The 26831-nt window shown below is 60.3% G+C and carries 25 protein-coding genes; 10 read left to right on the top strand and 15 right to left on the bottom strand.

The annotated features are described in order from the left end of the window. Positions 1 to 81: 81 nt before the first annotated feature. The 3 genes from fieF to ACJ8MK_RS22650 all read left to right on the top strand — a co-directional run bounded on the left by fieF (position 82) and on the right by ACJ8MK_RS22650 (position 3354). A complete protein-coding gene (fieF, locus tag ACJ8MK_RS22660; protein ID WP_442518077.1) occupies positions 82 to 975 on the top strand; it encodes a CDF family cation-efflux transporter FieF in 894 nt (297 codons plus the stop codon). 240 nt (positions 976 to 1215) lie between these two features. Next, positions 1216 to 2178, top strand: a complete 963-nt coding sequence (gene pfkA, locus ACJ8MK_RS22655; RefSeq protein ID WP_004931116.1) for a 6-phosphofructokinase — start codon at positions 1216 to 1218, stop codon at positions 2176 to 2178. 186 nt (positions 2179 to 2364) lie between these two features. Then, complete coding sequence (locus ACJ8MK_RS22650; protein WP_033636447.1) at positions 2365 to 3354, top strand: sulfate ABC transporter substrate-binding protein; 990 nt, start codon at positions 2365 to 2367, stop codon at positions 3352 to 3354. A gap of 65 nt (positions 3355 to 3419) precedes the next feature. Here the strand turns inward: ACJ8MK_RS22650 and tpiA are convergent, their stop codons facing one another. Continuing rightward, entirely contained in the window at positions 3420 to 4187 is a 768-nt protein-coding gene (gene tpiA, locus ACJ8MK_RS22645; RefSeq protein WP_004931113.1) for a triose-phosphate isomerase, read from the bottom strand. Between the two features lie 127 nt (positions 4188 to 4314). Next, positions 4315 to 4899 (bottom strand): DUF1454 family protein, encoded by a 585-nt coding sequence (locus ACJ8MK_RS22640; protein ID WP_442518076.1) that lies wholly within the window; start codon positions 4897 to 4899, stop codon positions 4315 to 4317. Between the two features lie 199 nt (positions 4900 to 5098). Here ACJ8MK_RS22640 and ACJ8MK_RS22635 point away from each other — a divergent pair, with 199 nt between their 5' ends. Beyond that, entirely contained in the window at positions 5099 to 5518 is a 420-nt protein-coding gene (locus ACJ8MK_RS22635; protein WP_033639143.1) for a DUF805 domain-containing protein, read from the top strand. Between the two features lie 11 nt (positions 5519 to 5529). Here the strand turns inward: ACJ8MK_RS22635 and fpr are convergent, their stop codons facing one another. Both fpr and ACJ8MK_RS22625 read right to left on the bottom strand, forming a co-directional pair. Next, positions 5530 to 6276, bottom strand: a complete 747-nt coding sequence (gene fpr / locus ACJ8MK_RS22630; RefSeq protein ID WP_033636442.1) for a ferredoxin--NADP(+) reductase — start codon at positions 6274 to 6276, stop codon at positions 5530 to 5532. Positions 6277 to 6279: 3 nt separating this feature from the next. Then, positions 6280 to 6891 carry a helix-turn-helix transcriptional regulator gene (locus ACJ8MK_RS22625; RefSeq protein ID WP_049195683.1) on the bottom strand — a complete coding sequence of 204 codons (612 nt, stop codon included), beginning with the start codon at positions 6889 to 6891 and terminating at the stop codon, positions 6280 to 6282. 297 nt (positions 6892 to 7188) lie between these two features. Here ACJ8MK_RS22625 and emrD point away from each other — a divergent pair, with 297 nt between their 5' ends. Beyond that, complete coding sequence (gene emrD / locus ACJ8MK_RS22620; protein ID WP_033649888.1) at positions 7189 to 8373, top strand: multidrug efflux MFS transporter EmrD; 1185 nt, start codon at positions 7189 to 7191, stop codon at positions 8371 to 8373. Between the two features lie 192 nt (positions 8374 to 8565). Here emrD and glpX read toward each other — a convergent pair whose 3' ends face one another. The 3 genes from glpX to ACJ8MK_RS22605 form a co-directional block, all read right to left on the bottom strand. Next, the gene (glpX, locus tag ACJ8MK_RS22615; RefSeq protein WP_033636438.1) at positions 8566 to 9576 is read right to left on the bottom strand and encodes a class II fructose-bisphosphatase; all 1011 of its coding nucleotides are present in this window, start codon (positions 9574 to 9576) and stop codon (positions 8566 to 8568) included. A 128-nt stretch (positions 9577 to 9704) separates the two neighbouring features. Then, complete coding sequence (glpK, locus tag ACJ8MK_RS22610) at positions 9705 to 11213, bottom strand: glycerol kinase GlpK (protein WP_033649890.1); 1509 nt, start codon at positions 11211 to 11213, stop codon at positions 9705 to 9707. A gap of 42 nt (positions 11214 to 11255) precedes the next feature. After that, positions 11256 to 12101, bottom strand: a complete 846-nt coding sequence (locus ACJ8MK_RS22605) for an MIP/aquaporin family protein (RefSeq protein WP_004931095.1) — start codon at positions 12099 to 12101, stop codon at positions 11256 to 11258. Between the two features lie 524 nt (positions 12102 to 12625). Here ACJ8MK_RS22605 and zapB point away from each other — a divergent pair. Further along, positions 12626 to 12865 (top strand): septal ring assembly protein ZapB, encoded by a 240-nt coding sequence (zapB, locus tag ACJ8MK_RS22600; protein ID WP_004931092.1) that lies wholly within the window; start codon positions 12626 to 12628, stop codon positions 12863 to 12865. A 60-nt stretch (positions 12866 to 12925) separates the two neighbouring features. On the opposite strand, the gene rraA is transcribed toward zapB, so the two are convergent. From rraA to priA, 7 genes are all read right to left on the bottom strand, one after another. Continuing rightward, positions 12926 to 13411: a ribonuclease E activity regulator RraA gene (gene rraA / locus ACJ8MK_RS22595; protein WP_004931090.1), complete on the bottom strand. Its 486-nt coding sequence runs from the start codon at positions 13409 to 13411 to the stop codon at positions 12926 to 12928. A gap of 75 nt (positions 13412 to 13486) precedes the next feature. After that, positions 13487 to 14404, bottom strand: a complete 918-nt coding sequence (locus ACJ8MK_RS22590) for a 1,4-dihydroxy-2-naphthoate polyprenyltransferase (RefSeq protein WP_033636436.1) — start codon at positions 14402 to 14404, stop codon at positions 13487 to 13489. Between the two features lie 96 nt (positions 14405 to 14500). Beyond that, positions 14501 to 15835 carry an HslU--HslV peptidase ATPase subunit gene (hslU, locus tag ACJ8MK_RS22585; protein ID WP_033636435.1) on the bottom strand — a complete coding sequence of 445 codons (1335 nt, stop codon included), beginning with the start codon at positions 15833 to 15835 and terminating at the stop codon, positions 14501 to 14503. A 12-nt stretch (positions 15836 to 15847) separates the two neighbouring features. Beyond that, complete coding sequence (gene hslV, locus ACJ8MK_RS22580; RefSeq protein WP_033649891.1) at positions 15848 to 16378, bottom strand: ATP-dependent protease subunit HslV; 531 nt, start codon at positions 16376 to 16378, stop codon at positions 15848 to 15850. 102 nt (positions 16379 to 16480) lie between these two features. After that, entirely contained in the window at positions 16481 to 17404 is a 924-nt protein-coding gene (gene ftsN, locus ACJ8MK_RS22575; RefSeq protein WP_442518075.1) for a cell division protein FtsN, read from the bottom strand. A gap of 65 nt (positions 17405 to 17469) precedes the next feature. Then, positions 17470 to 18498 carry a DNA-binding transcriptional regulator CytR gene (gene cytR / locus ACJ8MK_RS22570; RefSeq protein WP_004931082.1) on the bottom strand — a complete coding sequence of 343 codons (1029 nt, stop codon included), beginning with the start codon at positions 18496 to 18498 and terminating at the stop codon, positions 17470 to 17472. Positions 18499 to 18789: 291 nt separating this feature from the next. Further along, positions 18790 to 20985, bottom strand: a complete 2196-nt coding sequence (priA, locus tag ACJ8MK_RS22565; RefSeq protein ID WP_033654545.1) for a primosomal protein N' — start codon at positions 20983 to 20985, stop codon at positions 18790 to 18792. A 199-nt stretch (positions 20986 to 21184) separates the two neighbouring features. Here priA and rpmE point away from each other — a divergent pair, with 199 nt between their 5' ends. Then, positions 21185 to 21400 carry a 50S ribosomal protein L31 gene (gene rpmE, locus ACJ8MK_RS22560; protein ID WP_004931078.1) on the top strand — a complete coding sequence of 72 codons (216 nt, stop codon included), beginning with the start codon at positions 21185 to 21187 and terminating at the stop codon, positions 21398 to 21400. A 77-nt stretch (positions 21401 to 21477) separates the two neighbouring features. On the opposite strand, the gene metJ is transcribed toward rpmE, so the two are convergent. Continuing rightward, the gene (gene metJ, locus ACJ8MK_RS22555) at positions 21478 to 21795 is read right to left on the bottom strand and encodes a met regulon transcriptional regulator MetJ (RefSeq protein WP_006317756.1); all 318 of its coding nucleotides are present in this window, start codon (positions 21793 to 21795) and stop codon (positions 21478 to 21480) included. Positions 21796 to 22099: 304 nt separating this feature from the next. On the opposite strand from metJ, the gene metB reads away from it, so the two are divergent. From metB to metF, 3 genes are all read left to right on the top strand, one after another. Then, positions 22100 to 23260: a cystathionine gamma-synthase gene (gene metB / locus ACJ8MK_RS22550; RefSeq protein ID WP_033645215.1), complete on the top strand. Its 1161-nt coding sequence runs from the start codon at positions 22100 to 22102 to the stop codon at positions 23258 to 23260. Positions 23261 to 23262: 2 nt separating this feature from the next. Beyond that, positions 23263 to 25698 (top strand): bifunctional aspartate kinase/homoserine dehydrogenase II, encoded by a 2436-nt coding sequence (locus ACJ8MK_RS22545; protein ID WP_033649894.1) that lies wholly within the window; start codon positions 23263 to 23265, stop codon positions 25696 to 25698. Between the two features lie 226 nt (positions 25699 to 25924). Then, positions 25925 to 26821 carry a methylenetetrahydrofolate reductase gene (gene metF, locus ACJ8MK_RS22540; protein ID WP_033649895.1) on the top strand — a complete coding sequence of 299 codons (897 nt, stop codon included), beginning with the start codon at positions 25925 to 25927 and terminating at the stop codon, positions 26819 to 26821. Positions 26822 to 26831: the final 10 nt, after the last annotated feature.

Here is a 26831-nt window from a genome sequence, read left to right as displayed (position 1 = left end):
CTTCCCCGCCATGATGGCGGGGTTTTTTTTATCCGACATTTCGCTATATTGAGCGCCACACCTTTTGACCGGGATCCCTTGATGGAACAGCGCTATGCACGCCTGGTAAAGTCCGCTGCGTTGGCCGCTACCGCGCTGGCGTCGTCACTGCTGTTGATCAAAATCGTCGCCTGGTACCACACCGGTTCGGTCAGCCTGCTGGCGGCGCTGGTAGATTCGCTGGTCGATATTGCCGCCTCGCTGACCAACCTTCTGGTGGTGCGTTATTCGCTGCAGCCGGCCGATGCCGAGCATACCTTTGGCCACGGCAAAGCGGAGTCGCTGGCAGCGCTGGCGCAAAGCATGTTTATTTCCGGTTCCGCCCTGTTTTTGTTTCTCACCGGCTTCCAGCATTTGTATGCGCCGCAAACGCTGCGCGATCCCGGCGTCGGGGTCGTCGTGACGGTGATCGCGTTGATCAGCACCCTGATTCTGGTCACCTATCAACGTTGGGTGGTCAGAAAAACGCGCAGCCAGGCGGTGCGTGCAGATATGCTGCATTATCAGTCAGATGTCATGATGAATGGTGCTATTCTTATCGCTCTTGGGCTAAGCTGGTATGGCTTCCGGCGGGCAGACGCGCTGTTCGCGCTGGGCATCGGCGTTTACATCCTGTATAGCGCGCTGCGCATGGGCTACGAGGCGGTGCAGTCGCTGCTGGATCGGGCGTTGCCGGATGACGAACGCCAGGCGATTATCGAGGTGGTTTCCTCCTGGCCCGGGGTGAAAGGCGCGCACGATCTGCGCACGCGGCAGTCGGGGCCGACGCGTTTCATCCAACTGCATCTGGAGATGGAAGACACGCTGCCGCTGCGCGAGGCGCACCGGTTGGCCGATCAGGTGGAACAGGCGCTGCGGCACCGTTTTGCGGGGGCGGACGTCATCATTCACCTGGATCCGTGCTCCGTGGTGCCGCCGGGTAGGCAGGGGCATTGAGAGCTATAATCAGATAGAGGCACAGATCGAAGTATTATCATGAATATCTGAGTTAGCTCAGCGTGCCATGCGGTATTTTTACCGTTATATTGCGTGACTTGAATCAATTCAGCTGGGTGTTTTTGATATAATATCCAGCAATAAGCCGTAAAGCTGGTTTTCTGCAGCCGGAGAGGTTTCAAGACGATCGGCGGAGACAGAATTCTTAAGAAATTGCATCTACACAGTTCAGAGGTAGTCATGATCAAGAAAATCGGTGTACTGACGAGCGGCGGTGATTCGCCGGGTATGAACGCTGCAATCCGCGGCGTTGTGCGTTCTGCGCTTTCAGAAGGTTTGGAAGTTTTTGGTATTTACGATGGCTACCTTGGCTTGTACGAAGATCGCATGGAGCAGCTGGACCGCTATAGCGTGTCCGACATGATCAACCGCGGCGGCACCTTCCTCGGCTCTGCCCGCTTCCCGGAGTTCAGGGATGAAAACGTGCGCGCCAAGGCGATTGAAAACCTGAAGAATCGCGGCATCGACGCGCTGGTGGTGATCGGCGGCGACGGTTCCTACATGGGCGCCAAACGCCTGACGGAAGAAGGTTTCCCGTGCATCGGTCTGCCGGGCACCATCGATAACGACGTTGCCGGCACCGACTACACCATCGGTTACTTCACCGCGCTGGAAACCGTGGTGGAAGCGATTGACCGCCTGCGCGATACCTCCTCTTCGCACCAGCGTATCTCCATCGTGGAAGTGATGGGCCGTTACTGCGGCGATCTGACGCTGGCGGCGGCGATTGCCGGCGGTTGCGAATTCATCGTGCTGCCTGAAATCGAATTCAACCGCGAAGACCTGGTGTGCGAAATCAAGGCCGGTATCGCCAAGGGTAAGAAACACGCCATCGTGGCGATCACCGAGCACATCTGCGACATCGATGAGCTGGCGCGCCACATCGAGCAGGAAACCAAGCGTGAAACCCGCGCCACCGTGCTGGGCCACATTCAACGCGGCGGTTCACCGGTTGCCTACGACCGCATCCTGGCCTCGCGCATGGGCGCCTACGCCATCGAGCTGCTGCTGCAGGGCTACGGCGGCCGCTGCGTCGGTATCCAGAACGAAAAAATGGTGCACCACGACATCATCGACGCGATCGAAAACATGAAGCGTCCGTTCAAGGGCGACTGGCTGGAAACGGCGAAAAAACTGTACTGATACGCCGCTCACCGCACGACAAAAGAGCTTCCGCTTGCGGGGGCTTTTTGATGCCCGCCGGCGATATATTCCGTAATCATCTATCCCAAAATTTTTTATTCTTTAATTGCCGGGAAAGTTTCTGGCAGGCTCTGATGCTAAACCAACCGATTGAGGTTGCGCTTAATTTTCTGGGAGAGCCTGTCGATGCGTAAATGGGGTGTAGGTCTGACATTGGTGCTGTTGGCGTCCGGCGCCATGGCGAAGGATATTCAGTTGCTGAACGTGTCATACGATCCGACGCGTGAGTTCTATCAGGCTTACAACACGGCATTCAGCAAGCACTATCAGGCGGAAACCGGCGACAAGGTGACGGTGCGCCAGTCGCATGGCGGATCCGGCAAACAGGCGACCTCGGTGATCAACGGCATCGAGGCCGACGTGGTGACGCTGGCGTTAGCCTATGACGTCGACGCCATCGCCGAACGCGGGCGCATCGAGAAAGACTGGATCAAGCGCCTGCCGGACAACTCGGCGCCTTACACCTCGACCATCGTCTTCCTGGTGCGCAAAGGCAACCCGAAACAAATTCACGACTGGCCCGATTTGATCAAGCCGGGCGTGTCGGTGATCACCCCGAACCCGAAAACCTCCGGCGGCGCCCGCTGGAACTACCTGGCCGCCTGGGGCTACGCGTTGCACCACAACAACAACGATAAGGCCAAGGCGCAGGACTTCGTCAAAAACCTGTACAAGAACGTTGAAGTGCTGGATTCCGGCGCGCGCGGCGCGACCAACACCTTCGTTGAGCGCGGCATCGGCGATGTGCTGATCGCCTGGGAAAACGAAGCGCTGCTGGCGGAGAAAGAGCTCGGCAAAGACAAGTTCGAGATTATTACGCCGAGCGAATCGATCCTGGCCGAACCGACGGTGTCGGTGGTGGATAAGGTGGTCGATAAACGCGGTACCCGCGACGTGGCGACCGCCTATCTGAAGTATCTGTATTCGCCGGAAGGGCAGACCATCGCGGCGCAGCACTATTACCGTCCGCGCGATGCGGCGGTGGCGGCCAAGTTTGCCGGGCAGTTCCCGCAGCTGAAGCTGTTCACCGTGGATGACACCTTCGGCGGCTGGACCGAAGCGCAGAAGGTGCACTTCGCCACCGGCGGCGTGTTCGACGAGATCAGCAAACGCTGATGCCGGTTGAGCGGCAATAAAAAACCCCGGCAAGCCGGGGTTTTTTTATGGCAGGCCTAAGGGAATCAGGCTTTTTTTGCTGCGGCAGCGGCTTTGACGATCACGGCGAAAGCGTCGGCTTTCAGCGAGGCGCCGCCAACCAGCGCGCCGTCGATGTCCGGCTGAGAGAACAGCTCTGCGGCGTTCTTGTCGTTCACCGAACCGCCGTACTGGATGATGATTTCAGCGGCAACCGCGGCATCGTGCTTGGCGATGTGGTCACGGATAAATTTGTGCACGGCCTGCGCCTGCGCAGGGGTAGCGGATTTGCCGGTGCCGATGGCCCAGACCGGCTCATAGGCGATCACGGTGCCTTTCATCGCCGGTGCGCCCAGCGTTTTCAGCACGGCGTCGATCTGGCGCGCGCACACTTCTTCGGTTTTGCCCGCGGCGTTTTCCGCTTCGGTTTCACCGATGCACAGCACCGGGATCAGGCCGGCTTCTTTCAGCACGGCGAATTTCTCGGCGATGACTTCGTCGCTTTCTTTGTGGTAGGTGCGGCGCTCGGAGTGGCCGATGATGATGTACTGGGCACCGACGTCTTTCAGCATGTTGGCGGAAACTTCACCGGTGAAGGCGCCGGACAGGTTAACGTCCACGTTCTGCGCGCCCAGCGCGATGCGGCTGCCGGCCAGCGCATGCTTGGCCTGATCCAGATACATCACCGGCGGGGCGATGGCGACGCCACAGCCGTCAACGCTGCTCAGCTCATTGCGCAGGCCGGCGATCAGTTCGTTGACCATGTGGGTGCTGCCGTTAAGCTTCCAGTTACCCATAACTAATGGATGACGCATGTTTTTTCCTCCAACTAGGGAACGCGAGAGTCGAAATGACAACTGCCGGACCGGCAGTTTACCTGCCCAACAGTATAGAGATCATTAAGCGCGAAGGCTTTGCTTTTCGTCATTAAATGCCGCGCCGTTACGGCTCGGAAAGCGCCAGCTTAATCGGTTCAACCGCGAAGGTTACGCCTTTATCGCCGTTGTCCGAAACGACATAGCGAATGGCGCCGACCTGCTGTTGGTAAAAGCGCGATCCTTTGCCTTTTTCCAGCAGGCTGTTCACCTTGTTCTGGCTCTGTTCCACCGTCAACGCCGGTTCGAACTGGCGCATCAGCGCCGCCATGTAGCTGATGGCGATGGCGCGCGCGGCTTTTTCTTCATTGGCCTGCTGCAGCGGCAGGTGAGTGATCTGCAACGTTTTGATTTTACCGGTGCCTTTCTCCAGCGCGGTGGAGGCGTACAGGTTTTCGTTGACTTTGCTGGCGGCGCGCGTCAGCAGCGGCGAATCGTCTTCGGCGGCGGGAATGGCGCGGAATTCGCCAATCGGCAGCTTCGGGTTGTCGCGGTTGTATTTTTCGCGGAATTTGACCACCGTCAGATCGAACGTCGGCGCCCCGGCCAGCAGGTAAGGTGCGGCGGGCGTCGCTTCGGCGGGCGGCGGATCGGCCCAGGCGCTGGCGGCCGCCTGCAGCAGGCAGGCGATGACGAGGGTTTTTCTCAGCATGGCGTATGGCATCAAGGACAAAGATGGCTCCGATTAAAGCGATAACCCGCGGGGCTTGTCAAAGATCCCACGCCATTATCGGTTCGCTGACGAGAAAGCTGTGCGGCGCACCGCGTTATGCAAGGCGGAAAACTCGGCCCGGCAGCGCCTATGTTACACTGCGGCGCAGAATATGGGCAGGCTTAGAGCGCAGGAATCGATGACGTTACAACAGTGGTGTTTTTCTTTTAAGGGCCGCATCGGGCGGCGCGACTTCTGGATTTGGATGGGGCTGTGGTTGGCGCTGATGGCGGCGGCGTTTACGCTGGCCAATTATCAGCTGATCGCCATCCAATCCATCGCCTTCTTTATCGTGGCGTTGCTGTGGCCGACGGCGGCGGTGCTGGTCAAGCGCCTGCACGATCGCAACAAGGCCGGCTGGTGGGCGCTGCTGCTGATCCTGGCGTGGATGCTGGCGGCGGGGAACTGGCAGATGCTGGCGCCGATCTGGCAATGGGGCGTCGGGCGTTTCATTCCGACGCTGATTATCGTGATGATGATGATCGATCTGGGGGCCTTCGTCGGCACGCCGGGGGATAACCGGTTCGGCCCGGAAGCCGAACCGGTGAAGTTCCGCTGATCCCCTTCGGGTTACCAGTAGTGTTCGCTGGTGATGTGGCCCGGCTTGCGGCGCAGGTGCTTGCGCATCTGGCGGTGGTCTTTCAGCGTTTGCTGGGTGTCCCGCACCATTTGTGGGTTGCCGCACAGCATCACGTGGCTGGTTTCGGCGTCGATGGTCAAGCCGATCGCCGCTTCCAACCGGCCGTCCTCGATCAGCGCCGGTACGCGGCCGGTCAATGAACCGGGCGCCTCTTCGCGGCTGACGACAGTCTGGATGCGCAGCTTGCCGTTGTAGCGCTGCTGCAGTTGCTGCATCAGCGGCAGGTAGCTCAGGTCACGCGCAAAGCGCGCGGCGTGCACCAGCACCAGGTTGTTGAAGCGCTCCAGCCCGATGCCCTGCTGCAGAATCGATAAATAGGGGCCGATGGCGGTGCCGGTCGCCAGCATCCACAGCGTGTCGCAGTCGGGCACCTCGTCCAGCACGAAGAAGCCGGCGGCTTCTTTGGTTACCATCACGTCCGAGCCCGGCTGCAGTTGATTGAGGCGCGGGCTCAGTTTGCCTTCCGGCACGGTGACCAGATAGAACTCCAGATTGGCGTCGTCGGGGGCATTGACGTAGGAGTAGGCGCGCTGCACCCGTTCGCCGTCGATCTCCAGCGCCAGCTTGGCGAATTGCCCGGCGGTGAAAGGATCGATGGGGGCATTGACCACCAGGCTGAACAGCCCGTCGGTCCATTGTTTTACCTGCGTAACCTTGCCGTTTACCCATTCAGCCATACTCTAAAGCTCCCGTGGTCGAATCAAATAAGCACAATGTCGTGAGCCGGAAATGGCGTGCGCGGTGCGCTCTACCCGGTAGTCGTTGCCGAACAGGCGGTGAAACAGCTGCAGCTCGGAATTGCACAGGCTACTGCAGCTGGAGCCGGCCACGCCGATCGGGCAGTGGTTTTCCACCAGCAGCGCGCCGTGCGGGTGGTCGAGCAATTCAGCCATGTAACCGTCATGTTGCCGCAGGCGCACCAGTCGGGCTAACCGATCTTGGTGGCTACGCTCGGCGGACAGCTCTTCGGCATAACGCAGATAAAGCTGCTCTTCGCGCGCGCTGAGCAACGGTTCCACCCCGGCGCCGCCAAACAGCTGCAGCGCGGATGCCCGCAACCGCTCCTGGTCGGCGGCCGTAAAGGCATGCCCTCGCTCGGTCAGCGACCAGTAGCGCGTCGGGCGGCCGACCTTGCTGCGCGCTTCTTCGTAACAAACCAACTCACGTTTTTCCAGGGATTGCAGATGTTGTCGGATGCCCATCGGCGTAATGTCCAGACGCTCCGCCAGCATTTTGGCCGAGTGCGGGCCGAGAGCCTTTAACTGCAATAAAATCAGCTCAGGTGTTTTCATGAACCAAATCCCTATGGTGTTATTTTATTTCAAGTTGATGAAAAGAATTATCGATTAAATGCTAAAGCGCGGCTACTGCAAGGGCACTGTTTTTAACTCCAAAGCGTTAGACGTACAGTTTAATTTACGAGCCTGGTCGGGTTTGCTGCCAGTGTGACCTGGATCAATATCTACCTGAAACTCGCTAAAAAAATCAGATTTGATTAGTTTATGCCGCCATAGAGGGCTGCTCGCCGTTCTGGCTGCTGCAACGGCCATTCCGGGACGCTGTGACGAGTTGAAACGTTAACGAAGATAATGAGAAAACTAGAGAATTTTCACCTGCTGGTGATGCTTATCCTGTTGGTCGCCGTCGGCCAGATGGCGCAAACCATTTATGTTCCCGTTATTGCTGATATCGCCCACGATCTGTCGGTTCGCACCGGCGCCGTGCAACGGGTGATGGCGGCGTATCTGCTGACCTACGGTTTCTCCCAGCTGATTTACGGGCCGATATCGGATCGTATCGGGCGTCGTCCGGTGATCCTGACCGGCATGATGATCTTCCTGATCGGCGCGCTGGGCGCGCTGCTGTCCACTAACCTGACGATGCTGGTCGCCGCCAGCGCCATTCAGGGGATGGGCACCGGCGTGGCGGGCGTGATGGCGCGCACCATGCCGCGCGATCTGTATGCCGGCACCGCGCTGCGCTATGCCAACAGCCTGCTGAATATGGGGATTTTGGTCAGCCCGCTGCTGGCGCCGGTGATCGGCGGCGCATTGGCGATGGTGTTCGGCTGGCGTGCCAGCTACGCCTTCCTGCTGGCGCTGTGCGCCTGCGTCGCTTTCGCCATGTTCCGCTGGCTGCCGGAAACCCGCCCGGTGCAAACGGAAAAACGCCGCATGCTGGCCAGTTTCCGCCAGCTGCTGGCTGACAGCACCTTCAGTTGCTACCTGGTGATGCTGATCGGCGCGCTGGCGGGCATTGCGGTATTCGAGGCCAGCTGCGGCGTGTTGATGGGCGGCGTGTTGGGGCTCAGTGGCCTGACCGTCAGCATCCTGTTCATTCTGCCGATCCCGGCGGCGTTTTTCGGTGCCTGGTACGCCGGGCGCGACGGCAAGACCTTCCACACGCTGATGTGGCATTCGGTGATTAGCTGCCTGCTGGCGGGGGCGATGATGTGGATCCCGGGCTGGTTCGGCGTGATGAACATCTGGACGCTGATCGTGCCGGCCGCACTGTTCTTCTTCGGCGCCGGCATGCTGTTCCCGCTGGCGACCACCGGGGCGATGGAGCCGTTCCCTTACCTGGCCGGCGCGGCGGGCGCATTGGTGGGCGGCATGCAGAATATGGGATCGGGTCTCGCGACCTGGCTTTCCGCCATGCTGCCGCAAACCGGGCAGTTCAGCCTCGGATTGCTGATGTTCGCGATGGCGCTGCTGATCCTGCTGTGCTGGTGGCCGCTGTCCAACCGGATGCAACATCAGGGGCATACCGCATAACGACAGGGCGCCATTCGGCGCTCTCATGCAGTTGACAAAGGGGGAAAAAGCGTGATTTTTCCCCCTTTGTGGTTATCAGCCGAAAATCAATAAATTGATTTTCCTGGTTTTCTATTCGTTGCTCTCTGCCAACCCGGCAAGGTCATGAGGTTTGTCATCAATCATCAGGGCGCCATTCGGCGCCCTGTTTCGTTACAGCAAAAACTCGTGCAGCGCCGGGTCTTTACGATCCAGATAGTGGGTTGAACGGATGCGGCGGATGGTGCGCGACTTGCCGCGGATCAGCAACGTTTCGGTCGTGGCCATATTGCCCTGGCGGCTGATGCCTTCCAGCAGATCGCCCTTGGTGATGCCGGTGGCGGAGAAGATCACGTTGTCGTTGCGCGCCATCTGATCCAGACGCAGCGCCTGACCGGCTTCGATACCCATCTCTCGGCAGCGCGCCAGCTCCTGTTCGCCGATGCGGCGGTTCTCGGCGCTGTCGCCTTTCACCTCATGGCGCGGCAGCAAACGCGCCTGCATGTCGCCGTCCAGCGCGCGGATCACCGCGGCTGAGATCACCCCTTCCGGCGCGCCGCCGATGCCATACATCACATCGACCTCGCTTTCCGGCATGCAGGTGAGAATGGAGGCCGCCACGTCGCCGTCAGGAATGGCGAACACCCGCACGCCGAGTTGCTGCATCTGCGCGATGACGCCGTCGTGGCGCGGTTTGGCCAAGACAATCACCGTCAGCTGCGACAGCGGTTTGCCCAGCCGGGCGGCGACGTTCTGCAGATTCTCCGCCAGAGGCAGGTTGAGATCGATGGCGCCGCGCGCCGCCGGGCCGACCACCAGCTTCTCCATGTACATGTCCGGCGCGTGCAGGAAGGTGCCGCGATCGCCCACCGCCAATACCGCCAGCGCATTGGACTGGCCCATGGCGGTCATGCGGGTGCCTTCGATCGGATCGACCGCGATGTCGACCGCGTCGCCCTGGCCGGTGCCGACCTGTTCGCCGATATACAGCATCGGCGCTTCGTCGATCTCGCCTTCGCCGATCACGATGCGCCCATCGATATCCACGTTGTTAAGCATGATGCGCATGGCGTGGACCGCCGCGCCGTCGGCGGCGTTCTTGTCGCCGCGTCCCAGCCATTTGTAGCCCGCCAGCGCGGCGGCTTCGGTAACGCGGGAAAATTCGATGGCTAATTCACGTTTCATGGCAAACCTGTCTGTGAGAAAGGGAAGAAAATATCGGCAAAGTCTATCACAGCGCGGCGGCGGCGGGGCGGGGCAAAAAAAAGCGCCGCCCGCAGGCAGCGCTTGTTGGAGAAACGGCAGCTTCGGGATTACTCGTGATCTTCCCACGCCTGAGCGCGAGCCACCGCTTTTTTCCAGCCGCCGTAGCGGTAGTTGCGTTCGGTGGTTTCGATGCTTGGGCGGAATTCGCGTTCAATCACCGCTTTGCTCTTCACTTCGTCCAGATCGTTCCAGTAGCCGATGGCCAGGCCCGCCAGGAACGCGGCGCCCAGCGCCGTCGATTCACGCACTTCAGGGCGTTCTACGCGAGTGCCGAGAATATCGGACTGGAACTGCATCAGGAAGTTGTTGGCGACCGCGCCGCCGTCCACGCGCAGCGATTGCAGGCGGGTGTTGGCGTCGGCCTGCATGGCGTCCAGCACGTCACGGGTCTGGAAGGCGATGGATTCCAGCGTGGCGCGGATGATGTGGTTGCTGTTGGCGCCACGGGTCAGGCCGAAGATGGCGCCGCGGGCGTACGGATCCCAGTAAGGGGCGCCCAGGCCGGTGAAGGCCGGCACCACATAGACGCCGTTGCTGTCTTTCACCTTGGTGGCGAAGTATTCGGAGTCGGCGGCGTCGCTGATCAGTTTCAGCTCGTCGCGCAGCCACTGGATAGACGCACCGCCGATGAACACCGCGCCTTCCAGCGCATAGTTCACTTCGCCGCGCGGGCCGCAGGCGATGGTGGTCAGCAGGCCGTTTTTCGAACGCACCGCTTCTTTGCCGGTGTTCATCAGCAGGAAGCAGCCGGTGCCGTAGGTGTTCTTCGCCATGCCCGGTTGAACGCACAGCTGGCCGTACAGCGCCGCCTGCTGGTCACCGGCGATACCGGCGATAGGAATACGCGTACCGCCCTTACCGCCGATGTTGGTCTGGCCGTACACCTCGGAGGAAGGACGGACTTTCGGCAGCATGGCGCGCGGGATATCCAGCACTTCCAGCATGCGTTCATCCCAGTCCAGCTCGTGGATGTTGAACATCATGGTGCGTGAGGCGTTGGTGTAATCGGTGACGTGTACGCGCCCCTGGGTCATTTTCCACACCAGCCAGGTGTCGACGGTGCCGAACAGCAGTTCGCCGCGCTTGGCGCGCTCGCGGGCGCCTTCGACGTTGTCCAGGATCCACTTCACCTTGGTGCCGGAGAAGTACGGGTCAACCACCAGGCCGGTATTGTGACGGATGTACTCTTCCAGGCCGTCGCGCTTGAGTTTCTCGCAGATGTCGGCGGTGCGGCGGCACTGCCAGACGATGGCGTTGTAAATCGGCTTGCCGGTCTCTTTTTCCCAGACGATGGTGGTTTCGCGCTGGTTGGTGATGCCGATGCCGGCGATCTGATCGGAACTGATGTCGGCTTTCGCCAGCACTTCTACCAGCGTCGAACTTTGCGACGCCCAGATTTCCATCGGATCGTGCTCAACCCAGCCGGCCTTGGGATAGATCTGCGGGAATTCGCGCTGCGATACCGCAACGATGTTGGCGTCGTGATCGAGCACGACGGCGCGTGAGCTGGTGGTCCCTTGGTCGAGTGCGACAATGTATTTTTTTTCTACAGTCATGGTAATTATCCTGCTGTTGTTAACCGTGTAAAACTGCACCCATCACGCTTTGCGCTGCTGGGTCTTGGCGTCGGGCTCTTCTTCCGTCACGCAGACGTCGCACGGCAGGTGGCGGCCAATCAGCGCGCGGTAACCGAAAGCGCCCAGGCCACAGCCGACGATAGGGGCGAAGATCGGCACCAGGAAGTACGGGATGTCGCGTGCGCCGGTGAAGGCGACTTTGCCCCAGCCGGCTAGGTAGGCGAACAGTTTCGGCCCGAAGTCACGCGCCGGGTTCAACGCAAAGCCGGTCAATGGTCCCATGGAGGCGCCGATCACGGCAATCAGAATACCGATCAGCAGCGGCGCCAGCGGGCCGCGCGGGATGCCGTTGCCGTCGTCGGTCAGCGCCAGGATCAGGCACATCAGAATGGCGGCGATCACCATTTCTACCAGGAAGGCCTGGCCGACGGAGATATGCGCGTTAGGGTAAGTCGAGAAGATGCCGGCCAGCTCGAGGCTTTCGTTGCTGCCGCGCACCATGTGGTGAGCCGCTTCGAAGTCGAAGAACAGGTTGTAGTACAGCCCATAGACCAGGGCGGCGGCGCAGAAGGCACCGGCGATCTGCGCAATGATGTAAGGCACCACTTTGCGCCCGTCGAAGCAGGCGAACAGCCACAGAGCGAGGGTGACCGCGGGGTTGAGATGCGCGCCGGAAATGGCGGCGGTCAGATAGATGGCCATGGCGACGCCCAGGCCCCAAATGATGCTGATTTCCCACTGGCCGAAGCTGGCGCCCGCCAGTTTCAGCGCGGCAACGCAGCCTACGCCAAAGAAGATCAGCAGCGCCGTGCCGAGGAACTCGGCGATGCACTGGCCTTTTAATGTCGGACTGGTGGTTTGGCTCATAATGTTGTTGTCCTGCAAAACGGCGGTTGTTGGTTTATAGGCTCAGTTAGGTATACATCTGACCTATGGGCACAGTTTTTTTCATCTCGTCCAATTATTGAATGAGGACGTGATGTAAATTTATCGTTAACGAACATAAACGAGAAATAGCGAAATCAAAATGTGTGTAGCTCGTCATAAAATTGAGCGATTTCGCGTCGTTTAGTGTTCTTTCTGAGCCATAAAAGTGTGATCTGACCAGTGGTTTGGCGAGGGGCGTTAACAACTCGCGGCGGCGGCGGCGGGGATTTTCAGTTTTTGCTGATGGCGGAGGCAGGAAAATTGCAACAGACTGCGCGATGATCCGGTATGTTGCTAGACACGCGGAGACTGGCTACTTACAATCGTTTTTAACGAATCGAGACTGGCGCGCCTTCCATAACGGCGCGCGTCACTGAGCGCGATGCAATATTCGCAGTAGCTGCAGCCGACGTTGCGGCCGCTACTTATAGATGTACGCCTTGCTATCATGAGGGGACTGAAGCATGTCATTTGAAGTATTTGAGAAACTGGAAGCAAAAGTACAGCAGGCGATTGATACCATCACCTTGTTGCAGATGGAAATTGAAGAGCTGAAAGACAAAAACAACTCTCTGTCGCAGGAAGTTCAGGCTGCCTCCGGCAACCACGAAGCGCTGGTGCGCGAAAACCAACAGCTGAAAGAAGAACAGCACGTATGGCAAGATCGCCTGCGCGCTCTGCTGGGCAAAATGGAAGAGGTTTGATTCCTCACGCCAGGCAGCAACGAAAAGGGCGCCTGCGGCGCCCTTTTTCATGACCGAAAATCACTCGATGTCGAGCGGGTCTTCGGAGAGGATGATGCCGGTGTTGTCGGCATACAGGTGATCGCCGGAGAAGAAGGTGACGCCACCGAAGTTGACGCGGATATCGCTTTCCCCCACGCCTTCGCTTACCGCGCCCGCCGGGATCGCCGCCATCGCCTGAATGCCGATGTCGAGCTCTTCCAGATCGTCCACCTGACGCACCGCGCCGTACACCACGATGCCTTCCCATTCGTTCTGGGCGGCCAGGCGCGCCAGTTCGGCGTTGATCAGCGCCCGGCGTACCGAACCGCCGCCGTCGACCAACAGCACGCGGCCGCGGCCGTTTTCTTCAAGCAGATCGAACAACAGGCCGTTATCCTCAAAGCATTTCACCGTGGTGATCTGCCCGCCAAATGAAGTACGCCCGCCAAAATTGGAGAACAGAGGTTCAACAACGTTCACCTCTTCATGATAGATGTCGCAAAGTTCGGAAGTATCGTATTTCATAGGATTTTACGTCTGTTTGCCGCTGGAATGTTCAGTATATCCCTTTATTCGCCCTGTTGGCAAAATCATCAGTTTTTAACTGAGCGCCACGCCGATAGCGAACAGCAGGTTGGCCAGCAACGCCGCCTTGACCATGTGCTCCAGCATCGGCCGCATGCCGACCGGCGTCGGATCGCGCAGTACGCGCAGGCCGTGGCGCACCAGCAGCGGGATCGCCAGCACGAACAGCCAGCCCCATGGGCTGTGGAGATTGAACAGCGTAAACAGCGCGAAACACAGCACCGCGCCGCCGAGCAGCAGGGCATGGTAAATGCGCGCCTTGTGCGGGCCGAGACGCACCGCCAGCGTATTCTTGCCGTTTTCGCGATCGCTCTCGATATCGCGCAGATTGTTGATGTTGAGCACCGCCGTCGCCAGCAGGCCGCAGGCGGTGGCCGGCAGCATCACGACGCTGTCGAAGGTGTGCGTTTGCAGATAGTAGGTGCCGGCTACGCTCAGCCAGCCGAAGAATACCAGCACCGAGATGTCGCCCAGCCCCAAATACCCGTAGGGCTTGTTGCCGACGGTATAGGTGATGGCTGCCACGATAGACAGCCCGCCCAGCACCAGGAAGCCGACCACGTCGCTGGGTTGCTCGCAGGCGACGGCGATCAGCGAACAGCCGGCGAGGGCGATCAGTACCACCGTCACCACCAGCGCCCGTTTCATCTGCGCCTGGGTGATCATGCCTTTTTGCATGCCGCGCAAGGGCCCGATGCGATCTTCTTTGTCGCTGCCTTTGACGGCATCGCCGTAGTCGTTCGCCAGATTGGAGAGGATCTGCAGCAGGCCGGCAGTCAACAGCGCCAGCAGCGCCACTTCGGGTTTCAGGCTGCCGTGCCAGGCGGCGATTGCCGAACCGACCACGATGGAGGCAAAGGCCAACGGCAGGGTGCGGGGGCGTAGACTTTCCAGCCAGGCGGAGATCGGGGTGGTGGGGGTCGATGAGCTCATGTTTCGCTTCTGTCAGTAAGTTGCGGTGTCCGTTAGAAATAATTGTGGGAGGCAATGCCTCCCACACAGATGACTGACAAGACAAAGATTGAGCGATTATAGGATAAAACGACTCAAATCTTCATCCGCCACCAGTTCATCCAGATGACTGCGCACGTAATCCGCATCAATTGTAATGGATTGGCCATTAATTTCACTCGCCTCGTAGGAAATATCTTCCATCAGACGCTCAAGCACGGTGTGCAGACGACGCGCGCCGATGTTCTCGGTGCTTTCGTTGACCTGCCACGCGGCTTCGGCGATGCGGCGGATGCCGTCGGCGGTGAACTCGATGTTGACGCCTTCGGTGCCCATCAGCGCTTTGTACTGCTCGGTCAGCGACGCGCTCGGCTCGGTCAGGATGCGCTCGAAGTCTTCGGTGGTCAGCGCCTGCAGCTCAACGCGGATCGGCAGACGGCCCTGCAGTTCCGGGATCAGATCCGACGGATTGGCGGTCTGGAACGCGCCGGAAGCGATGAACAGGATGTGGTCGGTCTTCACCATACCGTGCTTGGTGGACACGGTGCAGCCTTCCACCAGCGGCAGCAGATCGCGCTGCACGCCTTCGCGCGAGACGTCCGGGCCGGAGCTTTGGCCGCCGCGCTTACAGATTTTGTCGATCTCGTCGATAAACACGATGCCGTGCTGTTCAACCGCTTCGATCGCCTGCTCTTTCAGCTCTTCCGGGTTCACCAGCTTGGCGGCTTCTTCTTCCACCAGCAGCTTGAAGGCTTCTTTGATCTTCAGCTTGCGCGGCTTTTGCTTCTGGCCGCCGAGGTTCTGGAACATCGACTGCAGCTGGTTGGTCATCTCTTCCATGCCCGGAGGCGCCATGATTTCCACGCCCATCGGCGCGGCGGCCAGATCGATTTCGATCTCTTTGTCATCCAGCTGGCCTTCGCGCAGTTTCTTGCGGAATGCCTGGCGGGCGGCGGACGGTTCCTGGCCTTCTTCCGGCTGGCCCCAGTTGTTTTTGGCCGGCGGGATCAGCACGTCGAGAATGCGCTCTTCGGCCAACTCTTCGGCACGGGTGCGGTTTTTCTCGATCGACTGCATGCGCACCATTTTGATGGCGGCATCGGTCAGATCGCGGATGATGGAGTCCACTTCTTTGCCCACATAGCCCACTTCGGTGAACTTGGTGGCTTCAACCTTGATGAACGGCGCGTTGGCCAGCTTCGCCAGACGGCGGGCGATTTCGGTTTTACCGACGCCGGTCGGGCCGATCATCAGAATGTTTTTCGGGGTCACTTCGTGACGCAGCATCTCGTTGAGCTGCATCCGGCGCCAGCGGTTGCGCAGGGCAATGGCGACAGCGCGTTTGGCCTTGTTTTGGCCAATGATATAGCTGTCCAGTTCGCTGACGATCTCGCGCGGGGTCATTTCAGACATGGTATTCGATCCTTACGCTTTGGAAGGCAATTCTTCAATGGTGTGGAAATGGTTGGTGTAAATACAGATGTCGCCGGCGATGTTGAGGGATTTCTCAACGATGTCGCGGGCGCTCAGCTCGGTATTTTCCAACATGGCGCGGGCTGCGGCCTGGGCGTAAGGGCCGCCGGAGCCGATGGCGATCAGATCGTTTTCCGGCTGCACCACATCGCCGTTGCCGGTGATGATCAACGAAGCGTTTTCATCGGCGACCGCCAGCAGCGCTTCGAGCTTGCGCAGCATGCGGTCGGTGCGCCAGTCTTTCGCCAACTCGACGGCGGCTTTCACCAGGTGGCCCTGATGCATTTCCAGTTTGCGTTCAAACAGTTCAAACAGCGTGAAGGCGTCAGCGGTGCCACCGGCGAAACCGGCGATCACTTTGTCGTTATACAGGCGACGCACTTTCTTGACGTTACCCTTCATCACCGTATTACCCAGGGTTGCCTGGCCATCACCACCGATGACGACCTGGCCGTTGCGGCGTACGCTTACAATTGTTGTCACGAGCAGACCCTCGTTAAAGACGGAAAGAAGCCCCCGCAGCGCCTGCTTTCGCAGACGCTACGAGGCATATTGAGAGTATAGATGGGGGGGGATTGACGCTTTTCAACCCCCAACGGAGAGGGGAATGCAACTCGACATGCCGACGCCCTTCAGGCGCGAAAGGGTTTTGTCCGCGGCGGCGCGGCTGCTGTACGGGCCGAGCACCACGCGATTCCAACCGCCGCCGGCGGTGATGCGGCTCTCGATGCCTTCGAACGCCAGGCGCGCACGCACGGATTCAGCCTGATCGGTGGCGCGGAACGAACCGCATTGCACCATCCACTTCTGTTTTGATTCCGGTTTGGTTTCCTGCTTGGCCGTTTCCTGTTTCACTTCCGGCTTCGGTTGCGGCTTCGGCTCAGGCTGTTTCACCTGCACCGGTTGCTGGGTAGTCGGTTTTGGCTGCGGGTGCGGCTGCACCGGCGCGGTGGTGGCCCCGTTGTTGAACGGGTTGCGCGGCGGCTGGCTGACCTGCTGCTGTTGCTGCACCGGCTGCTGCTGCATTTGCTGTTGTTGCATCTGCTGCTGCTGGCGAGCGCTGCGCGCGTTGGCCTGGCCCGGATCGTTATACGGCACTTCGTTCAGCTGCGTCGGGCGCTGCTGCATGTCGGCCTGCATCTGTTCCAGCAGTTGCCGCTGTTCGGCGGTCAGCTGAGTTTTGGAATTGAGCTCGCCGCCGGCCGTCGGTTCGGTCGGGGTTTGCACGCCGATCTGCCGGTTTTCCAGCTCTTTGATGTAGCGCCAGCGCTCTTCCGGCTTCGGCGGCAGGCCGTTGCCGGGGCGCGTGGTGTGCGCAGGCAACAACGGCGCGTCTTCCGGCTTGTTGTGCGTAATGAAATAGAGGCCACCGACAAAGACAACCAGCAACGCGGCGGCTAACGCCAGCACGGTTTTGGAAACCTTCGGAGAACTGCGTTTTTTACGGCTGGGGGTTTTACGCTTAGCTCCTGCTGCGCGCCCACGGCTTACATAGTCTTTTTGTGCCACTATTATTCCGCTGTGTCCTGATGAAAGGATAAGTCCGTCATGTTACTGAACCCTAAAATATTTGACTAGCGTTTCGGGGCAGCGGTGCTGCCTCTGATAATCAATTCACTGTCCAACAGCCGGGAGCCGCTGGCCACCGTCTGGCCGTTCAACTGCTCCAACAGCAACAACATCGCCTGCTGGCCGATCTGGAAGCGCGGCTGCGCCACCGTGGTCAGCGGCGGATCGCAATACTGCGCCAGCTTGAGGTCGTCAAAGCCGACGATCGACAGATCCTGCGGCACCCGCAGCCCCATTTTCTTCGCCTGGGACAGCACGCCGATCGCCATGACGTCGCTGTGGCAGAACACCGCCGTCGGCGGTTTCGGCTGTGCCATCAGCGCCGTCAGCGCTTGCGCGCCGGCTTCGTAGGTAAAATCACCCCGGGTAATATAGCTGCTTTCGACGGTAATGCCATTACGACGTAGCGCTTGAACGTAACCCTGCAGCCGATAATGGCTCAGCGGCATCTGTTCCGGCCCGGCGACGCAGGCGATCTGCCGGTGGCCCAATTGATGCAAATAATGCACGGCTTCAAAGGCGGCGGTCAGGTTGTCGATGTGCACCGTCGGCAGTTCCAGCTCGGGAGCGAACTCGTTGGCCATCACCATCGGCGGCAGGTTGCGCTGCTCTTCCTTGCTGGCGTCGAACGGCAGGTTGGAGCCCAGCAGCAGCATGCCGTCGATCTGTTTGGTGATGATCAGATTGACGAAGGTGCGCTCCTGCTGGTTTTGCTGCGCGCAGTCGCCGATCAGCACCAGATAGCCTTGTTGGGCGGCGGTCTGTTCGATCCCCTGGATCACATCGGCGAAAAACGGATCGCAGATGTCGGGCACGATCACCAGGATGGTGCGGGATTCGTTGCGCTTGATATTGCGTGACAGAGCATGAGGAGAATAACCCACGGCTAGGACGGCCTGTTCCACTTTCTGGCGCGTCGGCGTTGACACCTTTTCCGGATTCATCAGCGCACGCGATACGGTAGCCGTTGAAACGCCCGCCATTTCGGCGACGTCTTTCATGGTCGCCATGGATAACTCTTTCTTGTGTTCCAACGCCTTTCTCCTTGCGTCAGCCCCATGCCGACGCCACTACTGCTGTTTGCTCACAATGTCCGGCATGCGGTGGCGAAATTGTTGTCATTGAGCGCCACTCGCGTTCGGGCACTCCGTCGCGCTGCGATGTGGCGACAAAATTTGCCCTCGCAGACATTCTAAACAGAATACGCCCCGCCTTTGTTACCTAATTTGCATAAAAAATGTGACCTGAGAAGGTTTTTTAGCGTTCGCTCGCAATTTCAAGGGTAAACGTTTGCACTGCGGCAGCTAAATCGGACTTTTCCGGGATCAGCTGTCGATCGGATCGACATCCAGCGTCCATTTCACCTTGCGCGTTTGCGGCAGGGTGCCGATCAGCGGCAGCGAGCTTTTCATCAGCTGTTGCAGGACGCGCCGCGTCGGGTGCTGCAGCAGCAGCTGCCAGCGGAAACGGCCGCCGCGTTTGGACTGCAGCGCCGGCACCGGGCCCATCACCCACAGCGAATCGTCCTTCAGCGGGCTGGCTTCCAGCAGGTTGCGCAGCTGCTGCAGGAACAGCGGGGCCTGCTGGTTGTCGTGATCTTCGGCGCGCACGATGATGTGGCTGGTGTAAGGCGGCAGAAACACGCTGTTGCGCTCCGCCAGCGTCTGTTTGGCGAAGGCGTCGTAACCCTGTTGCAGCAGTACCTGCAGCAGCGGGTGCTCCGGATGGTGGGTTTGCAGCAGCACTTCCCCCTGTTTGCCCGCGCGGCCGGCCCGCCCGGAGACCTGGGTATACAACTGAGCGAAACGCTCGGCTGAGCGGAAGTCGGCGGAGAACAGCGCGCCGTCCACGTCCAGCAACGCCACCAGCGTGACGTCGGGAAAATGGTGGCCCTTGGCCAGCATCTGCGTGCCGATCAGAATGCGCGCTTCGCCGCGATGGATATCCGCCAGGTGCTGCTCCAGCGCCCCTTTGCGGCTGGTGGTGTCGCGATCGATGCGGGTGATCGGCGTGTCGGGGAACAGCGGCGCCAGCTCCTGCTCCAGCTGTTCGGTGCCGACGCCGACCGACACCAGGTGGGTGGAGCCGCACTGTGGGCACTGGTGCGGCACCGGCCGCTGGCTGTCGCAGTGGTGGCAGCGCAACTGGCGCTGGTGCTGGTGGAAGGTGTAATAGTGATCGCAGCGCTGGCATTCGGCTATCCAGCCGCACTCGTGGCACAGCAGCGCCGGAGCGTAACCGCGGCGGTTGAGGAACAGCATCACCTGATTGCCGGCTTTTAAATGGTGCTGCATGCTCTTCAGCAGCGGCTGCGACAGGCCGACCTTCAGCGGCAGCCCCTTCAGATCGATCAGGTGCTGCGCCGCCGGTTTGGCGTTGCCCGCGCGCTGGGTGAGCTTCAGCTGGCGATATTTACCCAGCTGCACGTTGTGCAGCGTTTCCAATGCCGGGGTCGCGGAGCCCATTACCATCGGGATGTCCTCTTCCCGGGCGCGGAACACCGCCAGATCGCGGGCGTGGTAGCGCCAGCCTTCCTGCTGTTTATAAGAGCTGTCGTGCTCTTCGTCGATGATGATCACGCCCAGCTGACGGAACGGCGTGAACAGCGCCGAACGGGTGCCGATGACGATGGCGGCTTCGCCGCTGCGCGCGCGCAGCCAAACCGCCAGCCGTTCGCTGTCGTTCAGCCCGGAGTGCAGCACGTCTACCGGCGCGTTGAAGCGCTCGCGAAAGCGGGCGATGGTTTGCGGCGTCAGGCCGATTTCCGGCACCAGCACCAGCGCCTGTCGGCCTTTGGCCAGCACGTTTTCCAGCACGCTGAGGTAGACTTCGGTCTTGCCGGAGCCGGTTACCCCCGCCAACAGCCAGGCGGCGAACTGCTCATCCTCGCTTCTGATCGCCCCGACGGCGGTAGCCTGCTCGGTGTTCAGCCGCAGCCGCTCGCCGAGCACTGCGAAGTTGGGGCGCCAGTCGTGCGTATCCGCGACCTGAGCGCGCAGATCGATCAGCCCTTTGGCGCGCAGCGCCTGCAGGGCGCTTTCCGTCAACTCAAGCTGGCTGACCTGATGGCGATAGACCGGGCGTTGCAGCAGCGCCGCCAGCGCCTGCTGCTGTTTCGGCGCGCGTTTCAGGCTTTCGGGCGGGGTGGCGCGCCCCTCTTCGGTGGCGAACCATTGCCACAGCGGCGCGGCCTCGGCCGGTTTGCCTTGCCGCAGCAGGATCGGCAGCGCATGGAACAGCACTTCGCCGATGGGGTAGTGATAGTAATCGCTGGCCCAGCGCAGGATGCGCCACAGGCTGGGGGAGAACAGCGATTCGGCGTCGATCACGCTGTCGATCGGTTTGAGCTTGTCCAGCGGCAGTTCACTGGTGTCGCTGCAGCCGGTGACGATGCCGATCGCATGCTGCCTGCCCCAGGGCACGCCCACGCGCGCGCCGGCCACCGGCTGCATGCCGGGCGGCAGCAGATAGTCGAAGGTGCGGGCGAGGGGGACCGGCAAGGCAACGTGTACGACGGGCATGATCTCATCCAAATTGAAAAAAGTGGGCATCAGTTTACACGGCGCATCGGCAAATGTACGGTTCCGATTGCGCGCCCCGGCTAATGCTGTATAATTTGCCGCCTTTGGTATAATTCGATACCAAAATTCTATTATCAACCACGTGTGGTGTCTGGCGAAACAGGGCTGGATAGCGACACGGCCTTAACTGAGGTTTCCCATGAAACAAGGTATCCACCCAAAATACGAAGAAGTTACTGCTAACTGCTCTTGCGGTAACGTGATGAAGATCCGCTCCACCGTGGGTCACGATCTGAACCTGGACGTTTGTGGCGCATGCCACCCGTTCTACACTGGCAAGCAGCGTGACGTTGCTACCGGTGGCCGCGTTGACCGCTTCAACAAGCGTTTCAGCGTACCAGGCGCTAAGAAATAAGATTTCTTATCGTCCGATGAAAAAGGCGCCTTTGGCGCCTTTTTTCGTTTCTGCCGCCGGCGTTCGCCGGGCGGTTCTCAATATTCCCAGGTATCGGGATCGACACCCAGTTCGCGCATCAACACTTTCGCGGCTTCCGGAATTTCATCGCTGCGCTCTTTGCGCAGGTCTTCATCGTTCGGCAGCGGCTGGCCGGTAAAGGCATGCAGAAACGCTTCACACAGCAGTTCGCTGTTGGTGGCGTGGCGCAGGTTGTTCACCTGGCGACGGGTCCGTTCGTCGGTGAGGATTTTCAGGACCTTCAGCGGAATGGATACCGTGATCTTTTTGACTTGCTCGCTTTTTTTACCGTGTTCAGCGTAAGGGCTGACATACTCGCCGTTCCACTCAGCCATGGGACACCTTAACTTTGTCAGAAAAATTACAAAATTCTAAAAACCGGCCAATTATGCCCGATCTTCACTGTTCTCACTAAATAAATGTCAATTTTACGCGACCAGGGTCACTGAATGCCCCGCCTCGGCCAGGCATTGCGGCTTAACATCTTATCGTCATGTCATATCGGCATAATTTTAGCGGGTATTGTGCCATTGCTCAATCTATACGCAGAGAAGTTTAGATGTCCAGATGTATTGACGTCTATCAATCCTGCGATTACTCTTTAGGCCTCATTCACCGAACCGAGAGCCGAGCGAGCCCATGACGCGTAAACCAGCCACGATTGCCGTACGCAGCGGCCTGAACGACGACGAACAGTACGGCTGCGTTGTCCCGCCGATTCATCTGTCCAGCACCTATAACTTTACCGACTTCAACCAACCCCGAGCCCATGATTACTCGCGCCGCGGCAACCCGACGCGCGACGTGGTGCAACGCGCGTTGGCGGAGCTGGAAGGCGGCGCCGGCGCGGTGATGACCGGCAGCGGGATGTCGGCGATCCATCTGGTGACCACCGTGCTGCTGAAGCCCGGCGATCTGCTGGTGGCGCCGCACGACTGCTACGGCGGCAGCTATCGGTTGTTCGACAGCCTGAGCAAACGCGGTGCCTATCGCGTGCTGTTCGTCGATCAGGGTAATGAAGCCGCCCTGCAACAGGCGCTGGCGCAAAAGCCGAAGCTGGTGTTGATCGAAAGCCCCAGCAACCCGCTGCTGCGGGTGGTGGATATCGCGGCGATCTGCGCCGCCGCGCACGCGGCGGGCGCGTTGACGGTGGTGGACAACACCTTCCTCAGCCCGGCCCTGCAACAGCCGATCGAACTCGGTGCCGATCTGGTGGTCCATTCGTGCACCAAATACCTGAACGGGCATTCGGACGTGGTGGCCGGGGCGGTGATCGCCAAAGATCCCGAGCTGGCGGTCGAGCTGGCCTGGTGGGCGAACAATATCGGCGTGACCGGCGGCGCGTTCGACAGCTATCTGCTGCTGCGCGGCATGCGCACGCTGTCGCCGCGCATCAAGGCGGCGCAGCAAAACGCTGAAGCGATTGTTGACTATTTACAGCAGCAACCGTTGGTGAAAAAGCTGTATCATCCCTCCCTGCCGGAGAATCCGGGGCATGAGATCGCCCGCCGGCAGCAGCGCGGTTTCGGCGCGATGCTGAGTTTTGAACTGGACGGCGATGAAGCGGTGCTGCGCCGTTTTCTCTCTGCCCTTGAGCTGTTTACTCTGGCAGAATCGTTGGGCGGTGTAGAAAGCCTGATCTCGCATGCAGCGACCATGACCCACGCCGGCATGGCGGCGGAGGCGCGGGCAGCGGCCGGCATCTCCGAGAGCCTGCTGCGCATTTCCGTGGGTATTGAAGACAGTGAAGATTTGATTGCCGATCTGGAACGCGCTTTCCAGGCGGCGGCAACGAGGTAAGCATGAATGCAATTGCTGTAGCAGGGCCGGTGAGTGGGCGTCAACTGCACAAGTTTGGCGGCAGCAGTCTGGCGGATGTGAAGTGTTATCTGCGTGTGGCCGGGATTATGGCGGAATACAGCCAGCCGGGCGACATGATGGTGGTATCGGCCGCCGGCAGTACCACCAACCAGTTGATCAACTGGCTGAAGCTCAGCCAGAGCGATCGCCTGTCTGCGCACCAGGTGCAGCAGACGTTGCGTCGTTATCACAGCGATCTTATCAGCGGCCTGCTGCCGCCGGAAAGCGCCGAGCCGCTGATCGCCGAGTTTATTCAGGATCTGGAACGTCTGGCGGTGCTGCTGGACGGCAAAGTCGACGAGGTGTGCTATGCCGAAGTGGTCGGGCACGGCGAGATCTGGTCGGCGCGCCTGATGGCGGCGGTGCTCAACCACCTGGATATGCAGGCGGCCTGGCTGGATGCGCGTGATTTCCTGCGCGCCGAGCGCGCCGCGCAGCCGCAGGTGGATGAAGGCCGTTCTTATCCGCTGCTGCAGCAATTGTTGGCTCAACATCCGGGCAAACGCCTGGTGGTGACCGGCTTCATTTCGCGCAATGACGCCGGGGAAACCGTGCTGTTGGGGCGTAACGGCAGCGACTACTCCGCCACTCAGGTCGGCGCGTTGGCCGGCGCGGCGCGCGTCACCATCTGGAGCGACGTGGCCGGGGTGTACAGCGCCGACCCGCGCAAGGTGAAAGACGCCTGCCTGCTGCCGCTGCTGCGCCTGGACGAAGCCAGCGAGCTGGCGCGCCTGGCGGCACCGGTGTTGCATACCCGCACCCTGCAGCCGGTCTCCGGCAGCGATATCGATCTTCAGCTGCGCTGCAGCTACCAGCCGGAGCAGGGCTCGACGCGCATCGAGCGCGTATTGGCGTCCGGCACCGGCGCCAAGATTGTCACCAGCCACGATGACGTGTGTCTGATTGAGCTGCACGTCGCCGCTCAGCATGACTTCAAACTGGCGCAGAAAGAGTTGGATCTGGTGCTCAAGCGCGCGCAGATCAAACCGCTGGCGGTGGGCATCCATCCTGATCGCAATCGGGTGCAGCTGTGCTACACCTCCGAGGTGGTCAACAGCGCGCTGGCGATCCTGCAGGCCTCGGCGCTGCCGGGTGAACTGCACCTGCGCGAAGGGTTGGCGCTGGTGGCGATGGTCGGCGCCGGGGTGTGCAAGAACCCGCTGCACAGCCATCGTTTCTATCAGCAGCTGAAAGATCAGCCGGTCGAGTTTATCTGGCAGGCGGAAGATGGCATCAGCCTGGTGGCGGTATTGCGTCAGGGGCCGACCGCGCTGCTGATCCAGGGGCTGCACCAAAGCTTGTTCCGCGCCGAGAAGCGCATCGGTCTGGTGCTGTTCGGCAAGGGCAACATTGGGTCGCGCTGGCTGGAGCTGTTTGCCCGCGAGCAGACCAATATTTCCGCGCGCAGCGGCTTCGAATTTATCCTGGCGGGGGTGGTGGACAGCCGCCGCAGCCTGCTGAACTACGAAGGGCTGGACGCCAGCCGCGCATTGGCGTTCTTTGAGGACGAGGCGCAGGCGCTCGACGAAGAGTCGCTGTTCCTGTGGATGCGCGCGCACCCGTTCGACGATCTGGTGGTGCTCGACGTGACCGCCAGCGAAGAGCTGGCCGGGCAGTATCTGGATTTCGCCAGCTACGGTTTCCACGTGATCAGCGCCAACAAGCTGGCGGGAGCCTCGTGCAGCGATACCTATCGCCAAATTCGCGACGCCTTCGCCAAAACCGGCCGCCACTGGCTGTACAACGCCACCGTCGGCGCCGGTCTGCCGGTCAACCACACGGTGCGCGATCTGCGCGACAGCGGCGACAGCATTTTGGCGATCAGCGGCATTTTCTCCGGCACGCTTTCCTGGCTGTTTCTGCAGTATGACGGCACGGTGCCGTTCACCGAGCTGGTGGATCAGGCCTGGCAGCAGGGGCTGACCGAACCGGATCCGCGGGTCGATCTCTCCGGCCAGGACGTGATGCGCAAGTTGGTGATCCTGGCGCGCGAAGCGGGCTACGACATCGAACCTAACCAGGTGCGGGTCGAGTCGCTGGTGCCGGCGGGCTGCGAGCAGGGCTCCGTCGATCAGTTCTTCGAGAACGGCGAGGCGCTGAACCAGCAGATGCAGCAGCGTTTTGAGGCCGCCAGCGAAATGGGCCTGGTGCTGCGTCACGTGGCGCGTTTCGACGCCAACGGCAAGGCGCGGGTCGGCGTGGAGGCGGTGCGTCCTGAGCATCCGCTGGCCTCGTTGCTGCCGTGCGACAACGTGTTCGCCATCGAAAGCCGCTGGTATCGCGATAATCCGCTGGTGATCCGCGGGCCGGGCGCCGGCCGCGACGTGACCGCCGGAGCGATCCAGTCAGACCTTAACCGGTTGGCGCAGCTGCTTTAATCCTCTGCGGGCGCGGGTTCACCGCGCCCCTTTGCTTTTCCTGCCATACTTATCCCTGCCGCCGTCATGAAATTCCCTCGTTGAGCGGGTGAAGATTAATCATCTTATTCCCCTCATTTTCCTGTTGACTCTTTAGCCAACATGCGGCATTTTCTATCTAGACGTCTAAACGTATAGACGCTCATCAAGATGAAAAAAACAGTGATTGATAAGAGGTGAGCAGGGTATGAGCTTTTTCCACGCAAACCAGCGGGAAGCGCTGAATCAGAGTCTGGCGGAGTTGAACGGCCAGATTAACGTATCATTCGAGTTCTTCCCGCCGCGCACCAGCGAGATGGAAGAGACCCTGTGGCAGTCGATCGATCGTCTGAGCATCCTCAAACCCAAATTCGTTTCCGTCACCTACGGCGCCAACTCCGGCGAGCGCGATCGCACCCACAGCATCATCAAGGGGATCAAGGAGCGCACCGGCCTGGAGGCGGCGCCGCACCTGACCTGCATCGACGCCAGCCCGGCGCAGCTGCGCGACATCGCGGCCGATTATTGGAACAGCGGCATTCGCCATATCGTGGCGCTGCGCGGCGATCTGCCGCCGGGCGGCGGCAAGCCGGACATGTACGCGACCGATCTGGTGGCGCTGCTGAAAGACGTGGGCGACTTCGACATTTCCGTCGCCGCCTACCCGGAAGTGCACCCGGAGGCGAAGAGCGCCCAGGCCGATTTAATCAACCTGAAGCGCAAGATCGACGCCGGCGCCAGCCGCGCCATCACCCAGTTCTTCTTCGACGTTGAGAGCTACCTGCGTTTTCGCGACCGCTGCGTCACCGCCGGTATCGACGTGGAAATCGTGCCGGGCATTCTGCCGGTGTCCAACTTCAAGCAGCTGCAGCGCTTCGCCACCATGACCAACGTGCGGGTGCCAAGCTGGATGACCAGCATGTTCGAAGGGCTGGACGACGATGCGGAGACCCGCAAAATGGTCGGCGCCAACATCGCCATGGACATGGTGAAGATCCTCAGCCGCGAAGGCGTGAAAGATTTCCACTTCTATACGCTGAACCGCGCCGAAATGAGCTACGCCATCTGCCACACGCTGGGCGTGCGCCCGGTGGCAGCCGCCTGACAGGCCTGTT

Source organism: Serratia sp. CY38905 (assembly GCF_052168875.1).
Lineage (GTDB): Bacteria > Pseudomonadota > Gammaproteobacteria > Enterobacterales > Enterobacteriaceae > Serratia > Serratia sarumanii.
This window is presented reverse-complemented; position numbering and strand designations above follow the sequence as displayed.

Bases quoted from the DNA above. Each gene is read 5' to 3' on its own strand.
- fieF (WP_442518077.1), top strand. From the start codon at position 82: ATGGAACAGCGCTATGCACGCCTGGTAAAGTCCGCTGCGTTGGCCGCT.
- pfkA (WP_004931116.1), top strand. From the start codon at position 1,216: ATGATCAAGAAAATCGGTGTACTGACGAGCGGCGGTGATTCGCCGGGT.
- ACJ8MK_RS22650 (WP_033636447.1), top strand. From the start codon at position 2,365: ATGCGTAAATGGGGTGTAGGTCTGACATTGGTGCTGTTGGCGTCCGGC.
- tpiA (WP_004931113.1), bottom strand. From the start codon at position 4,187: ATGCGTCATCCATTAGTTATGGGTAACTGGAAGCTTAACGGCAGCACC.
- ACJ8MK_RS22640 (WP_442518076.1), bottom strand. From the start codon at position 4,899: ATGCTGAGAAAAACCCTCGTCATCGCCTGCCTGCTGCAGGCGGCCGCC.
- ACJ8MK_RS22635 (WP_033639143.1), top strand. From the start codon at position 5,099: ATGACGTTACAACAGTGGTGTTTTTCTTTTAAGGGCCGCATCGGGCGG.
- fpr (WP_033636442.1), bottom strand. From the start codon at position 6,276: ATGGCTGAATGGGTAAACGGCAAGGTTACGCAGGTAAAACAATGGACC.
- ACJ8MK_RS22625 (WP_049195683.1), bottom strand. From the start codon at position 6,891: ATGAAAACACCTGAGCTGATTTTATTGCAGTTAAAGGCTCTCGGCCCG.
- emrD (WP_033649888.1), top strand. From the start codon at position 7,189: ATGAGAAAACTAGAGAATTTTCACCTGCTGGTGATGCTTATCCTGTTG.
- glpX (WP_033636438.1), bottom strand. From the start codon at position 9,576: ATGAAACGTGAATTAGCCATCGAATTTTCCCGCGTTACCGAAGCCGCC.
- glpK (WP_033649890.1), bottom strand. From the start codon at position 11,213: ATGACTGTAGAAAAAAAATACATTGTCGCACTCGACCAAGGGACCACC.
- ACJ8MK_RS22605 (WP_004931095.1), bottom strand. From the start codon at position 12,101: ATGAGCCAAACCACCAGTCCGACATTAAAAGGCCAGTGCATCGCCGAG.
- zapB (WP_004931092.1), top strand. From the start codon at position 12,626: ATGTCATTTGAAGTATTTGAGAAACTGGAAGCAAAAGTACAGCAGGCG.
- rraA (WP_004931090.1), bottom strand. From the start codon at position 13,411: ATGAAATACGATACTTCCGAACTTTGCGACATCTATCATGAAGAGGTG.
- ACJ8MK_RS22590 (WP_033636436.1), bottom strand. From the start codon at position 14,404: ATGAGCTCATCGACCCCCACCACCCCGATCTCCGCCTGGCTGGAAAGT.
- hslU (WP_033636435.1), bottom strand. From the start codon at position 15,835: ATGTCTGAAATGACCCCGCGCGAGATCGTCAGCGAACTGGACAGCTAT.
- priA (WP_033654545.1), bottom strand. From the start codon at position 20,985: ATGCCCGTCGTACACGTTGCCTTGCCGGTCCCCCTCGCCCGCACCTTC.
- rpmE (WP_004931078.1), top strand. From the start codon at position 21,185: ATGAAACAAGGTATCCACCCAAAATACGAAGAAGTTACTGCTAACTGC.
- metJ (WP_006317756.1), bottom strand. From the start codon at position 21,795: ATGGCTGAGTGGAACGGCGAGTATGTCAGCCCTTACGCTGAACACGGT.
- metB (WP_033645215.1), top strand. From the start codon at position 22,100: ATGACGCGTAAACCAGCCACGATTGCCGTACGCAGCGGCCTGAACGAC.
- ACJ8MK_RS22545 (WP_033649894.1), top strand. From the start codon at position 23,263: ATGAATGCAATTGCTGTAGCAGGGCCGGTGAGTGGGCGTCAACTGCAC.
- metF (WP_033649895.1), top strand. From the start codon at position 25,925: ATGAGCTTTTTCCACGCAAACCAGCGGGAAGCGCTGAATCAGAGTCTG.